Consider the following 14,613-nt stretch of genomic DNA (forward strand, 5'->3'; position numbering starts at 1 on the left):
GTCCACGCCCGACTGCCGAGGGAACTGTCCAGTGACTCTTCCGTCCTCCAGCGCTCCCCGGCCGCCCTTCCGCGACCCCGCGCTCGCGCTGAGCAAGCGTGTCGACGACCTGCTGGACCGGCTCACCCTGGACGAGCGGCTCGCCATGCTGCACCAGTACGTCCCGGCCGTCCCGCGCCTGGGCATCGCCTCGTTCCGCACCGGGACTGAGGCGTTGCACGGCGTCGCCGGGCTGGGTGTGGCGACCGTGTTTCCCCAGGCCGTGGGGCTGGGGGCGACATGGGACGAGGATCTGGTGCGCGCCGTCGCCGAGGCGGTCTCGGTCGAGGTGCGCGCCTTCCACCGGCACCGGCCCACCCCGTGGGGGTCGGGCACCAACGGCCTGCAGATCTGGTCGCCCGTGGTGAACCTGCTGCGCGATCCGAGGTGGGGCCGTAACGAGGAGGGTTACTCCGAGGACCCGTTGCACACGGCGCGCCTCGGTACCGCCTACTGCCGGGGCCTGGCCGGCGACCATCCCGACTACCTGCGCGCCGCCCCGGTGCTCAAGCACTTCCTCGCCAACAACAACGAGACCGGCCGCGCCGTCACCTCCTCCGGCCTGCGGCCACGCGTGCTGCACGAGTACGACCTGGCCGCCTTCCGCCCGATCATCGCCTCCGGCGCGGCCACCGGCGCGATGGCCGCCTACAACCTGGTCAACGGCCGCCCCTGTCACGTCAGTCCCCTCCTGGAGGACGAACTGCGGCGCTGGGCGCGGCCGACCGGTCATGAACTGTTCGTGGTCAGCGACGAGGAAGCACCGTGCAACCTGGTGGAGCTGGAGCACTACTTCGACGATCACCCCACGTCGCACGCCGCCGCGCTGAAGGCCGGCATCGACAGCTTCACCGACCACCGCGACGACAGCGCGACCGTGATCGGCCGGCTGCGCCAGGCGCTGGAGGGCGGACTGATCGAGGAGGAGGACGTGAACCGGGCGGTGCGGCGCCAGCTGCAACTGCGGTTCCGCCTCGGTGAGTTCGATCCCGACCTCGACCCGTACGCCGCAATCGGCCCGGAGGTGATCGACAGCCCCGAGCACCGTGCCCTCGCCCTGCGCGCCGCCACCGAGTCGGTCGTGCTGCTCAAGAACGACGGCCTGCTGCCCATGGACCCACGGCGCGCACCGCGGATCGCCGTCATCGGGCCGCACGCCGACGCCGTGTACGAGGACTGGTACAGCGGGACCCTGCCGTACCAGGTCGGCATCGCGACCGGTCTGCGGGGCGCGCTCGAAGGGCACGGCGAGGTCGTCCGCGTCTCGGGCGCCGACCGGATCTCGCTGCTCTCCCGCACCTCCGGCAAGCCCCTCGGGGGGACCTCGTTCGACGTCCAGGAGTGGGGCGACGGCGTCCTCACCCTGCGCGACGCCGACACCGGCCGTTACCTGGCCATGGCTGACGACGCCGCGCTGGTCGCGGACCGGACGTTGATCAAGTCCTGGTTCGTCGACGAGACCTTCCTTCTGGAGCCCGCCCCGGACGGCGAGGGCGACAACGTCGTGCTCCGCCATGTGCGCACCGGTCGCTACGCGGCCCTCGACCCCGCCGACGGCCGGGTGCGGGTCACCGCCGAGAACCCCGAGGCGGCCGAGCGCTGGCATCGCGAACTGCTACGCGACGGTGCGGCAGAGGCCGGGGCTGCCGCCGAGCGGGCCGACGTGGCGGTCGTCGTCCTCGGCAACCACCCGATGATCAACGGCCGGGAGACCGAGGACCGTACCGGAATCGCCCTGCCGGAGACGCAGGAAGCGCTGCTGCGCACCGTCGCCGCCGTCCGCCCGGAAACCGCCCTCGTCGTCATGAGCAGTTACCCCTACGCGGTCGACTGGGCCGAAGAGCACCTGCCCGCCGTGGTGTGGACGTCCCACGGCGGGCAGGACACCGGTCACGCGCTGGCCGCCGTCCTGCTCGGCGCTGCCGACCCCGCCGGCCGACTGCCGCAGACCTGGTACCGGGGCGACGACGCACTGCCCCACCAGCTCGACTACGACATCATCAAGGCGGGCTGGACGTACCAGTACCACCGGTCCGCGCCCCTCTACCCCTTCGGACACGGCCTGTCCTACACCGACTTCGCCCACCGTGACCTGCGGATCTCCGCGCCGGCCATGGCCCAGGACGGGACGGTGGACGTCACGGTGACCCTGGTCAACACGGGCCCGATGTACGGGAGCGAGGTGGTCCAGCTCTACGTGCGCGCGGTCGACGCCCGCCACGAGGCGCCCCGGCTGCGGCTCGCGGACTTCCGCAAGGTGCGGCTCGACTCCGGGGAGAGCCGCGAGGTGGCGTTCCGCCTGCCCGCCGAACGACTGGCGCACTGGGACGTGGCCGCGGGCGCCTTCACCGTCGATCCCGGCCGCTACGAGGTGCTCGTCGCCCGCTCGGCCGAGGACATCGTCCTTCGCGCACCACTCACCGTCAGCGGCACCGCACCCGCACCGCGCGCACTCGTGGGCCGGCGTACCCTCGCCGTCGACTTCGACGACTACTCCGGCATCACCCTGGTCGACGCCACCCGCGAGCGGGGCGACGCCGTCGCCCCGGCGGATCCCGCGCGGCCCGCTACCGTGCACTTCCGCTCCGTCGACCTGTCCGGGGCGGCACGCTTCGAGGCCGAGGTCGCCCGCGAGTCCACCGGACCGGGGGAGGCGCTGCTGGAGGTACGGGCAGGAGCCCACCTCCTCGCGGAGATCGCCGTACCGGCCACCGGCGACCGCCGCAGCTGGACGACCGTGACCGCCGCGACGGCGATACCGGGCGAGGGTCACCACGACCTGTGCCTCGCCCTGCGCGGCGACTTCCGACTGGCCTCCTTCCGCTTCACCGCGACCGACGACGCGGTTGTGCGCGACGCGCCGACCCAGAGCAGCGAGGACGATTCCGAGTGAGCACCCCGCCTTTCCCGAAGCTGCCCGCCGGGTTCCGCTTCGGCGCGGCCACGTCCGCCTACCAGATCGAGGGCGCCCATGACGAGGACGGCCGCGGACCGTCCGTCTGGGACACCTTCAGCCACACCCCCGGGCGCACCCACGCGGGTGCCACCGGCGACGTGGCCGCCGACCACTACCACCGCCACCGCGAGGACGTGGCACTGCTGCGCGAACTCGGCGTCGACAGTTATCGCTTCTCGATCGCCTGGTCCCGGCTGCTGCCCGAGGGCGTCGGACCGGTCAACCCCAAGGGGCTGGACTTCTACGACCGCCTCATCGACGACCTGCTGGCCGCCGGTGTCGCACCAGCCGTCACCCTCTACCACTGGGACCTTCCGCAGGCCCTGGAGGACCGTGGCGGGTGGCGCGTGCGGGAGACCGCCGAGGCCTTCGCGGCCTACGCGGCGCTCGCCGCCGAGCGCTACGGCGACCGGGTGGAGCGCTGGATCACCCTCAACGAGCCCTACTGCTCCGCCTTCGTCGGCTACGCCGAGGGCCGGCACGCACCCGGCGCGCGGGAGGGGCGGGGCGCCCTGGCCGCCGCCCACCACCTGCTCGTCGGCCACGGTCTCGCCGTGGGCGCCCTGCGCGCCTCGGGGGCCCGGGAGATCGGCATCACCCTCAACCTGGACCGCATCCACGCCGCTTCCGACCGTCCCGAGGACCGCGCCGCCCTGCGCCGGGCCGAGACCCTGCACAACGAGATCTGGACCGAGCCGCTCTTCGCCGGACGCCATCCCCGCGACGAGACCGAGACCTGGGCCGGGCTCGCCGACGGCCCCTGGCGGCGGCCGGGCGACCTGGAACTGATCGGCGCCCCGCTGGACTTCGTGGGCCTCAACTTCTACCGGCCCCTCACCGTGGCCGCCGCACCGCACCAAGCGGCCGACCCCGAGCAGCGCACCGCCGTCGACATCGGCGTGACCGAGCTGGACCCGTACGGCACCCGGCACACCACCATGGGCTGGCCGGTCGTTCCGTCCGCGTTCACCGAACTGCTCCGCGACCTCCACGCCCGCTACCCGCAGTTGCCGCCGATCTGGATCACCGAGAACGGCTCCGCGGAGGCCGACACGGTCTCACCCGACGGCCGCGTCCACGACCCCGACCGCATCGCCTACCTCGCCGACCACCTCGCCGCAGTGGCCGACGCCGTCGCCGCCGGTGTGGACGTACGCGGCTACTACGCCTGGTCGCTGCTGGACAACTTCGAGTGGGCGCGAGGCTACGACCAGCGCTTCGGGCTCGTCCATGTCGACTACGCCACCCTGACCCGCACCCCCAAGGACAGCTACCACTGGTACCGAGGGCTGATCACCGCGCACCGCGCGGGGACGGAGGAACCTGCCCGATGAAGTTCACGGACGGCTACTGGCTGATGCGGCCGGGCTGCACCGCCCGCTACGCCACCGAGGTCGCCGACGTTCGCGCCGACGACCACCGGATGACCCTGTACGCACCCGTGAAACACGTCGTCCGACGTGGGCAGACCCTCAACAGCCCGCTGCTGACGGTCGAGTGCTGGTCCCCGGCCGAGGGGATCATCGGCGTGCGGACCACCCACCACGCCGGATCGGTGCGCCCGGGCCCGGAGTTCGCGTTGCCCGGCGCCGGCGCCGGAGCGGACGCCGGCAAGGTGCGCCGGGACGGAGCGGCGCTGGAGCTGTCCTCCGGCGAACTGACGCTGCGGGTGGACGCGGAAGTGCCGTGGCGGCTGGAGTTCACCGCCGGCGGACGCGTGCTGACCTCGGTCGGCGAGCGCGGCACCGGCTTCGTCACCGACGCCGAGGGCCGCCACCACATGGTCGGCCAACTCGCCTTGGGCGTAGGAGAGTTGGTCTACGGCCTGGGCGAACGTTTCACCCCGTTCGTCAAGAACGGGCAAGTGGTGGACATCTGGCAGGCCGACGGCGGCACCAGCAGCGAACAGGCCTACAAGAACATCCCGTTCCACCTGACCAACCGCGGCTACGGCGTCTTCGTGAACCACCCCGGCAAGGTCGCCTACGAGGTCGGCTCGGAGGCCGTCGGGCAGGTCCAGTTCAGCGTCGAGGACCAGTCGCTGGAGTACTTCGTCGTCTACGGGCCGACCCCGAAGCAGGTCCTGGAGCGCTACACCGCGCTCACCGGCCGCCCGGCGCTGCCGCCCGCCTGGGCACTGGGCCTGTGGCTGACCACGTCGTTCACGACCGACTACGACGAGGCCGCCGTGGGCCGCTTCATCGACGGCATGGCCGAGCGCGGCATCCCGCTGAGCGTCTTCCACTTCGACTGCTTCTGGATGCGCGCCTACCAGTGGTGCGACTTCGAGTGGGACGCCGAGACCTTCCCCGACCCGGCGGGCATGCTGACCCGGCTGAAGGACCGGGGACTGCGGATCTCCGCCTGGACCAACCCCTACATCGCCCAGAAGTCCGAGCTGTTCGAGGAGGGCATGCGCGAGGGCTACCTCCTGCGCCGCCCGGACGGCAGCGTGTGGCAGTGGGACCTGTGGCAGCCGGGTATGGCCCTGGTCGACTTCACCAACCCGGCCGCCCGCGACTGGTACATCGACAAGCTGCGCACCCTGCTCGCCCAGGGTGTGGACTGCTTCAAGACCGACTTCGGCGAACGCGTCCCCACCGACGTCGTCTGGCACGACGGCTCCGACCCGGAGCGGATGCATAACTACTACACCCACCTCTACAACCAGGCCGTCTTCGACCTGCTGCGCGAGGAGCGCGGCGAGGGCGAGGCGATGCTGTTCGCCCGCTCGGCCACCGCCGGCGGCCAGCAGTACCCCGTGCACTGGGGCGGCGACTGCTACTCCACCTTCGAAGCCATGGCCGAGTCACTGCGCGGCGGACTCTCGCTCGGCCTGTCCGGGTTCGGCTTCTGGAGCCACGACATCGGCGGCTTCGAGGGCACCCCGACGCCGACCGTCTTCAAGCGGTGGGTGCAGTTCGGCCTGCTCTCCTCGCACAGCCGCCTGCACGGCAGCAACTCGTACCGCGTGCCGTGGGACTACGGCGAGGAAGCCGTCGAGGTCACCCGCGAGTTCACCCTCCTCAAGAACCGCCTCGCCCCCTACCTCCAGCGCGCCGCCCAGCAGGCCCACACCACCGGCATCCCCGTGATGCGGGCCATGGTCCTGGAGTTCCCCGAAGACCCGACCGCCGCGGTGCTGGACCGGCAGTACATGCTCGGCGAGGACCTGCTCGTCGCGCCCGTCTTCACGGACGACGGCACGGTCGAGTACTACGTGCCCGAGGGCACGTGGACCAATATCCTCACCGGCACCCAGGTCACCGGCCCCCGCTGGGTGCGCGAACAACACGGCTTCCACACCCTGCCGTTGCTCGCCCGCCCCGACTCCGTCATCCCCCTCGCCGCCGACGACCAGCACCCGGTGTCGGCCTGGGCGGACGACATCGAACTGCGGATCCACGCCTTCACGGACGGCGCCTGCCGCACGGTGGCGATCCCCCGCACGGACGCCCTCGGCGAGACGACCCACTTCGACGTCCACCGCGAGGGAGACCGCCTGAGCGTCACGACCGACAGCCCGCATCCCTGGCGACTGCGGGTCGGCGGGCCTGGTGGCACGGTGTACGCCAATGCTGCGGGGCGGGGGAGGGCCGAGCTGCGTTACGAGCAGTGAGCGCCCGCCAGGGCCCTCGAACTGGCCGCGTCAGTGCCTGGCGAACTGCACCCCGGTCAGTTGCTTGACGTCCGGCCGTAGTGCGATCCCGTTGACGGTCAGGCGTTCCCCGTAGATGTCGGTGACTCTGATCGAGCCGCCGCACCCGCTGCCGTCGGCGGAGATGAAGTAGTTGTATTCCGTGCGGGGCAACTGCCGCCAGCCGCCGCCGGCTTGGACCTCCAGGCGGGCGACCGGGTTGCGGTGGCCGATCGCCTGGATGGCGCACCAATAGGGGCTGGACCCGGTCTTGTACCTGAGGGACATCGTCTCGGAGGTGCTGGGGCTCAGCAGCCGCCAGGTGATCGGGATCCGGCCGACCTTGAGGTCGGCGAGCTTGGCGAAGGCCTGCTGGCTGAGGTCGATCTGCCCGGGTGCGCAGGGTGACGGGCATTCGTTGGTGATCCGTACGGTGATCGACTTGCCGTTGGCCGCGCGCACGAGCACGTACGCGCCGCACGCCCTGGACGTCTCGTAGTCCGTGGTGTTCATGGCCGCGATCATGAGGTCGGGGCTCGGGCCGAACAGGCAGGCGCCGTTTCCGTCCGCGGCCTCGTAGGCGGTGGCGACCCCGGTGTAGCTGGTGCCGGGCCGGATCCGCCCCGCCGATACCGCCGTGGTGGACGCCGTTCGCCGGGGCTGTGGGGTTCCAGTTGCCGACGGGCGTGGCGACGCGGTGGCCGCGGTGGCCTTCGGACTGGGGCTGCTGGTGGGCGTCGGCTTCCCCGACGCGGTCGGGGTGCTCGTCCTGGTCGGGGTGGCGGTCGTCACCTGGGTGGTGGCGACGGGTGTGGGCGCGACCGCGACCGTGTCCGCCCGGTCGTCGGGGAGTACCCCCATGACCAGGTAGGCGAGCGCGCTCGCGGCGGTCAGTGCCAACGTGGTGCCCAGTATGAGCCGGCGTCTGTGCCTGCGCTGCCGCGCGGCCTGCCTTGCTGTCTGCATACCTGTCCGTTCGGAAGATCGAGCCGATGGTGCACTGCCCAGTGGTCGCCGGGAGCGGAAAGGTTGCCGCCGATGCCGAGGATTTCTCACCGGGCTCGTCCGAGTCCAGCCTGTCGGCGGGGGTGCTCCCGCTGGTCGGCGCAGGACGCGCTCGCCGACGCGCTGTGCCGTCTGATCGAGAACGAGTTCGAGCGCGGGCGGATGGGCGCAGCGGCTCGGCGGAGCTCCGAGCGCTTCCGCCCCGAACACATCGCCGCCTGTTCACGGACCTCCGGCCGGAGCGAGGCGGCCGGTCGAGGACGGCCGCGGCCGGTCCGCGGCGGCGAACCCGGTTGTCCACCCTGGGCGTCGCCCGGCTGGGGCAGCCGGTCACGGCCGGCTGCCAGGTCACGCCGGGAGGCTCGCTCGCGTTCGACGTGGCCGTGGACCAACTACCGTCCGCCTGTCGTGGTGACCCACCGCCGCCCGGCCGGCTTGGAACGGAATCCGGGCGGCGGCGGGAGTCGGGGGAGACAGGGGATCAGACGGCCGTGAAGCTCCACAGCAGGTTGGTGCTGCCGCCGTACGTCCACTGCTTGGCGACGGAGCCCGACTCGACGTTGCCGCCGCCGTCGAGGACCAGGCCGGTGGTGCGGTTGGCGATCGAGTAGCGGTCGCCGCCCCGGTGGGTGATCTTCCACTGCTGGTTGGTGCCGCCGTTCCAGGGGGCCTGGCGGGCCGGAGAGCCGTCGGAGGTGGCGCCCCAGCCGTCGGCGACCATGCCGTTCGTCCGGTTGACCAGCCGGTAGTAGCCGCCGCCGACGGCCTCCGCCTGCCACTGCAGGTTGTTGCTGCCGTTCCAGGTCCACTGCTTGAGGTTGGACCCGGAGGCCACGCCGCCGCCGCTGTCCAGGGCGAGTCCGTTGGTGGCGTTGGTGATCCGGAAGTACGTCGCCGGGTTGAACTGGACCCGCAGGGAGGCGATTTGGTCGTTGTTGCCGGTGACCCGCAGGTCGGGGTTGTCGGCGGTGAACGTCCAGGAGGTGCCGGTGAAGTTGTCCCCGGAGTAGCCGGTCACCCGGTATCCGAGGGCCGGCCGGAGGGAGGAGATGCTGCCCGCGCCCAGCCCGGCCGAAGTGAGGTCGGCCGTGGTGTAGTCACCGACGGTGAGTACGGCCGAGGAGCCGCTGTAGTTGACGTCCCCGAAGGCGACGGCTCCGGCGAGCGGCCGCAGCCCCGGGATCGTGCCGGAGAAGGTCAGCTTCAGGACGTAGGCGTTCGCGCTGTACGGCGTGGAGGAGGGCAGGGTGACCGTCAGGCCGGAGGAGCTCTGGGCTGGCGTGGGCAGGTCGAGGTAGGTGCCGGCGGTGGAGCCGAGGAGCTTGACCGAGGTCAGCGACGAGAGGTTGATCCGGTCCGAGCTGAGGGTCTTGATCGTCAGTGAACTGCCCGGCCAGCCCAGGACGGTGGCGTACAGGACGTTGCCGGACTTGTTGCGAGTGAAGCGGATGTCCTGCGGAGTACCGGCGTGCGGGGTGGTGAACGAGCCGCCGCCCATCTTCGTCGGGCCCTCGCCGTACTCGGTCCAGGCGCGGGTCGCGTACACCGACTCGCCGAAGCGCTTCAGGTGGTCGCCGATGCCGAGCAGGATGTCCTTCTGCGCCTGGGGGATGGTGCCGTCGGCCATGGGCGCGATGTTCAGCAGCACGTTGCCGTTCTTGCTGACCCGGTCGAGGAACGAGTGCAGCATCTGCTGGAGCGTGTAGTAGCCGATCCCCTGGGTGTAGCACCAACTGCTGCTGGAGATGCTGTCGTCGGTCAGCCAGTACGGCTTGGTGATGTCGGCCGGGCCGCCGCGCTCGTAGTCGAAGACCTCGCCCTTGCCGTTCATGCCGTCCTTGTACGTGGTGACGACCTCACGGCCCCAGCTGCCCGCCTGGTTGTAGTAGTACGCAAGGAAGTTGAGGCGCTGTTGCTCGTCGACGGCGTCCAGATTGAAGTCCTGCCACAGGATGTCGGGCTGGGCGCGGTCGACGACCTCCTTGAGCTTGTCGAACCAGAGCTGGTTCTCCGCGGCCGACCCCAGCTGCCCGTAGAGCTTCTTGAGGCTCGGGTCCGTCTGCGCGGGGGCATGCTCGTAGAAGCCGGTGAAGTTGTACGCGTGGTGCATGGCCACCAGCAGCTTGAGGCCCTTCGCGCGGACGGCCGTGGAGAAGAGCTTCAGCAGGTCCAGGCCCGGGCCCTTCTTCACCGAGTTCCACTCGTTGACCTGGCTGTCCCACATGGAGAAGCCGTCGTGGTGCTCGGCGACCGGGCCGGCGAACCTCGCGCCGGCGTCTACGAACAGCTGCACCCATTCCTCGGGGTCGAACTTCCCGCCGGCCGACTTCAGCTTCGGCGCGAACTGCACGGCGTTGCCCGCCAGGTCCCGCGCTCCGTTGATGAAGTTGTGGTACGGCCACGCCGACGGCTGGCCGTAGGTCGCGATGTGGTGCTGGTTGGCGTTGCTCCCCGCCTGGTACATGTTCCGCGGGTACCACTCGTTGTCGTAGGCGGGGACGCTGAAGACGCCCCAGTGGAAGTAGATCCCGAACTTCGCGTCCTGGAACCACTCCGGGGCCGGTGGATGCTGGTCGACCGAGTTCCAGTCGGGCGTGTAGGTGCTGGGCGCCGCGTGGGCGACACCGGAGCCGAAGACACCTCCGGCAACGGCGGCCGCGGCCACACAGGTGGCGCCGGCCATGAAGTGGCGTCTGTTGATCGAACTCGACATGGAGAGACATCCCTTGTGCAGGAGGGGACAGAGGGGGCTGCAAGGGGACACGAGGCGGCGTGACCCGTTGTGCACAGGGCGCCGCTTGTTACGCATGAAGGTCCGCCATGTGTCCCCGACATGTCAACCGGCGTGCAGGGATGAAAAGCGCCTTTCGGTCGGGCAGTTGAGGCATCTCGATCCATGTTTGGGGCGATTTGAGACTCCACAAACATGGCATGTCTGTGAGGATCCTGCGGCCGTTCACGGGCGCCCCACGGCCGGGATTGATGGGATGGATCTTGCTCGCGCGAAGAAATTCCCTGCCCCTGGGTGAGTGCTGAGCTGGCATTTCGTTACTAACGCCAACGAGGGTCTGGACAGCGCTCCGGGGACCCGCCTATAAACATCCCATCTCTATCGCACCGGCGATACGCAGATGTCGTCGATGCGAAACAACTCCCACTACGGGACCGGCGCGAGGAAGCACCGATGAGACTCAGAACCGCCCTCTGTTCCGCTGTCTCCGCCCTCTCCGCACTGGCGCTGCTCAGCGCCTGCGGCGGTGGCTCCAGCACCTCGGCGTCGTCGAGTGGTGCGCCGCTGGTCGGCGTCGACTACCCCCGCTCCGACACCGACTTCTGGAACTCCTACATCAAGTACACGCCCCAGTACGGCAAGGAGCTGGGGCTGGACCTGAAGACCACCAACTCGCAGAACGACGTCGCCAAGCTGACCGCCAACGCGCAGACGTTCATCAGCCAGGGCGTCAAGGGCCTCGCGATGGCCCCGCAGGACACGGCCGCCATCGCGCCGACGCTGGCGCAGCTGGAGGCGAAGAAGATCCCGGTCGTCACCGTGGACACCCGCCCCGACACCGGCAACGTGTTCATGGTCGTGCGCGCCGACAACCGCGCGTACGGCGAGAAGGCCTGTCAGTACCTGGGCACCAAGCTGGGCGGCAAGGGCAAGGTCGTCATGCTCCAGGGCGGCCTGGACTCCATCAACGGCCGTGACCGCACCGAGGCGTTCAACGAGTGCATGAAGAAGAACTACCCGGACGTCAAGGTGTTCGGTGAGGCCACCAACTGGGACGGCGCGGTCGCCGCGCAGAAGCTCCAGACGGACCTGACCGCCCACCCGGACATCAAGGGCATCTACATGCAGTCCAGCTTCGCCCTGTCCGGCACGCTCCAGGTCCTCAAGCAGAAGGGCCTGCTGGTCGACCCGAAGGACAGGAAGCACGTCTTCGTCGTCTCCAACGACGGCATCCCCGAGGAGCTCAAGTCCATCGCCGCGGGCAAGATCGACGCCACGGTCTCCCAGCCGGCCGACCTCTACGCCAAGTACGCCCTGTACTACCTGAAGGCCGCGATCGACGGGAAGACGTTCAAGCCCGGCAAGACCGACCACGACAGCACGATCATCCAGGTCCGTGACGGTCTGCTGGAGGACCAGCTGTCCGCGCCGCTGGTCACCGCCGACGGCGGCACCTACGGCGGCGTCCCCAGCGTCAAGAGCGACGACAAGTCGCTGTGGGGCAACAACCTCGGATGACGGCCCATCCGGTACGGCAACGGCGTACGCACACAAGGCGGTTGAGATGAGCGACGGGGAGCGAGCAGTCACCCCCGCGCCCGCCCCGGCGGACGACGGACGGGTCCTTTCCGGCCCGCCCGTCGTCGAGGCGGCGGGCATAGTCAAACGATTCGGTCCGACGGTGGCCCTGGACGGCGCCCGGATCACCATCAGGCCCGGCGAGACCCACGCGCTCGTCGGCCGCAACGGAGCCGGCAAGTCGACCCTGGTGTCCGTGCTCACCGGCCTCCAGTCCCCGGACGAGGGAACGGTCACCTTCGGCGGCGCCCCGGCTCCCCGGCTGTCGGACCGCGACGCATGGCGGCAGCGTGTGGCCTGCGTCTACCAGAAGTCGACGATCATCCCCACGCTGACCGTGGCCGAGAACCTCTTCCTGAACCGGCACGACCGCGGACAGAGCCGGCTCATCAGCTGGCAGGCCACCCGCCGCCGGGCCCAGGACCTGCTGTCGACCTGGTCCGTGGACGTCGACCCGCAGACCCCGGCCGGTGACCTGAGCGTCGAGCAGCGGCAGTTCGTCGAGATCGCCCGGGCCCTGTCCTTCGGGGCGCGGTTCATCATCCTCGACGAGCCGACCGCCCAGCTCGACGGCGCGGCGATCAACCGGCTCTTCGACCGCATCCGCGACCTCCAACGGCAGGGCGTGACCTTCCTGTTCATCAGTCACCACCTGCAGGAGGTCTACGAGATCTGCGACATGGTGACGGTGTTCCGGGACGCCCGGCACATCGTGACCGCGCCGGTCGGCGAGCTCCCCCGCACCGAACTCGTCGCGGCCATGACCGGCGAGGCCGCCGCCGACAGCCGCGAGGAACGCAGGAGTTCGCTGGACTCCGGTGCCACGGCGGCCCTGGACGTCAGCGGCCTGGACGGCGACACCTACCACGGCGTCACCTTCCGGGTGGGTGCCGGGGAGATCGTCGGGCTCGCGGGGGCGGCCGGCAGCGGCCGTACCGAGGTCGCCGAGACCGTCGTGGGACTGCGGGCGGCGACGGCCGGCCAGGTGGAGATCGCCGGCAAACGCCCCCGGCCGGGCAGCGTGCCCGCGGCGCTCGCCGCCGGCGCCGGGTTCGTGCCCCAGGACCGGCACCACCAGGGCCTCGTTCCCGACATGTCGATCGCCGACAACGCCACCCTGTCCGTGCCGAAGCGGCTCGGCAAGAACGGCTTCCTCGACCGCGGCCGCCGGGACCGGCTCGCCGAAGGCATGATCGAGAACCTCGCGATCAAGACCCCCGGCCCCGACCTGCCCGTCTCCGCCCTGTCCGGAGGCAACCAGCAGAAGGTCGTCATGGCCCGCGCCCTCGCCGACGACCCCCGGCTGCTGGTCCTGATCAACCCCACCGCGGGCGTGGACGTGCGCTCCAAGGAGTTCCTCCTCGGCAAGGTCGAGGAGACCGCGGACACCGGCACCGGAGTGCTCATCGCCTCCGACGAACTCGACGACCTGCGCATGTGCGACCGGGTCCTGGTGATGTTCCAGGGCCGAGTGACCTCAGAGATCGCCCGCGGCTGGCACGACCACGACCTCGTGGCCGCGATGGAAGGAGTGGACCTGCATGCCTGAGACCGTCCTCGCGGACACCGCCGCCAAGGCCCCGGATGCTCCGCGGCCGAAGCGGACCGCGCTGCTCGGCGGCCGGATCCCCCTGGCCCGCCTGCGCGACCTCGCGCTCGTTCCGGCCATCGTGGTCATCGCGATCGTCGGACAGATCGTCAACCCGGTCTTCCTGCAGGCCGACAACCTCATCAACGTCCTGCAGACCATGTCCGAGATCGCCCTGCTGGTCCTCGCCCAGACGATGGTCCTGATCGTCAAGAAGATGGACCTGTCACTGGAGTCCACCATGGGCCTCGCGCCCGGTGTCGCGGCCTGGCTGGTGGTGCCCGCCGGCGCGACCCATGGACTCGGACTGCTCCCCGGCGCGTGGGCCGTCCCCCTCACCCTCGCCGTGGGCGCGCTCGTCGGTGTGATCAACGCCCTGCTCATCATCCGCTTCGGTCTCAACGGCTTCATCGTCACCCTCGGCATGCTGATCGTCCTGCGCGGCATCCTCACCGGCATATCCGGCGGCCAGACCTTCTTCCAGCTGCCGGAGTCGATGCTCTACCTCGGCACCGCACAGTGGTTCGGGATGCCCGCGTCGATCTGGATCTGCCTGGCGCTGTTCGCCGTCGCGATCGTGCTCCTCGGCTGGACGAGCTTCGGGCGCTCGCTGTACGCCATCGGCGGCAACGTCGACGCGGCGAAGGCCGCCGGCATCCGCACCGACCGGGTGCTGTGGATCGTCATCGTCACCGGCAGCGTGCTCGCCGCCCTCGCCGGACTGATGCTCTCCGGCCGTCTGGCCTCCGTCGCCTCGGCGCAGGGCAACGGCTACATCTTCACCGTCTTCGCCGCCGCCGTCATCGGAGGGATCAGCCTCAACGGCGGCAAGGGCACCATGTTCGGCGCGTTCAGCGGCATCCTGCTGCTCTTCATGATCCAGAACGTGCTGACGCTGGCCGGCGTCCCCGCCCAGTGGATCGGCGCCCTCAACGGCCTGATCATCCTGGTCGCGCTGACCATCTCGCGCATCACGGGCGGCAAGGTCCAGGAGTGAACCGGGCGGCCGGTCCGGCCGCCCCTCACCCCCCACCGCACCCCCATCTCGTCGCAAGGGCCCTACCCGCCCCTGCCTTCAC

At 70.3% G+C, this 14,613-nt stretch carries 8 protein-coding genes; 6 read left to right on the forward strand and 2 right to left on the reverse strand.

The features are described 5' to 3' along the window. Nucleotides 1–31: 31 nt before the first annotated feature. Genes ACIRD7_RS14235 through yicI form a run of 3 tightly spaced genes read left to right on the forward strand, consistent with a single transcriptional unit; the run spans nt 32 to nt 6,614 of the window. Complete coding sequence (locus ACIRD7_RS14235; RefSeq protein ID WP_403453102.1) at nt 32–2,932, forward strand: glycoside hydrolase family 3 C-terminal domain-containing protein; 2,901 nt, start codon at nt 32–34, stop codon at nt 2,930–2,932. Further along, nucleotides 2,929–4,329 carry a GH1 family beta-glucosidase gene (locus ACIRD7_RS14240; protein ID WP_403453103.1) on the forward strand — a complete coding sequence of 467 codons (1,401 nt, stop codon included), beginning with the start codon at nt 2,929–2,931 and terminating at the stop codon, nt 4,327–4,329. The genes ACIRD7_RS14235 and ACIRD7_RS14240 overlap by 4 nt, the downstream gene beginning before the upstream one ends. Next, complete coding sequence (gene yicI, locus ACIRD7_RS14245; RefSeq protein WP_403453104.1) at nt 4,326–6,614, forward strand: alpha-xylosidase; 2,289 nt, start codon at nt 4,326–4,328, stop codon at nt 6,612–6,614. Before ACIRD7_RS14240 ends, yicI begins: the two co-directional genes overlap by 4 nt. Nucleotides 6,615–6,644: 30 nt before the next feature. Here the strand turns inward: yicI and ACIRD7_RS14250 are convergent, their stop codons facing one another. Beyond that, a complete protein-coding gene (locus tag ACIRD7_RS14250) occupies nt 6,645–7,598 on the reverse strand; it encodes an expansin EXLX1 family cellulose-binding protein (RefSeq protein WP_403453105.1) in 954 nt (317 codons plus the stop codon). Between the two features lie 520 nt (nt 7,599–8,118). Beyond that, nucleotides 8,119–10,350 carry an alpha-L-fucosidase gene (locus tag ACIRD7_RS14255; RefSeq protein WP_403453106.1) on the reverse strand — a complete coding sequence of 744 codons (2,232 nt, stop codon included), beginning with the start codon at nt 10,348–10,350 and terminating at the stop codon, nt 8,119–8,121. 471 nt (nt 10,351–10,821) lie between these two features. Here ACIRD7_RS14255 and ACIRD7_RS14260 point away from each other — a divergent pair, with 471 nt between their 5' ends. Genes ACIRD7_RS14260 through ACIRD7_RS14270 form a run of 3 tightly spaced genes read left to right on the forward strand, consistent with a single transcriptional unit; the run spans nt 10,822 to nt 14,531 of the window. Next, nucleotides 10,822–11,886, forward strand: coding sequence for a sugar ABC transporter substrate-binding protein (locus tag ACIRD7_RS14260; protein WP_403453107.1), 1,065 nt, complete (start codon nt 10,822–10,824; stop codon nt 11,884–11,886). A gap of 46 nt (nt 11,887–11,932) precedes the next feature. Then, entirely contained in the window at nt 11,933–13,495 is a 1,563-nt protein-coding gene (locus ACIRD7_RS14265; RefSeq protein ID WP_403453108.1) for a sugar ABC transporter ATP-binding protein, read from the forward strand. Then, entirely contained in the window at nt 13,488–14,531 is a 1,044-nt protein-coding gene (locus ACIRD7_RS14270; protein WP_403453109.1) for an ABC transporter permease, read from the forward strand. Before ACIRD7_RS14265 ends, ACIRD7_RS14270 begins: the two co-directional genes overlap by 8 nt. Nucleotides 14,532–14,613 lie beyond the last annotated feature (82 nt).

The sequence above is a fragment of the Streptomyces sp. NPDC093568 genome, assembly GCF_044764945.1.
Lineage (GTDB): Bacteria > Actinomycetota > Actinomycetes > Streptomycetales > Streptomycetaceae > Streptomyces.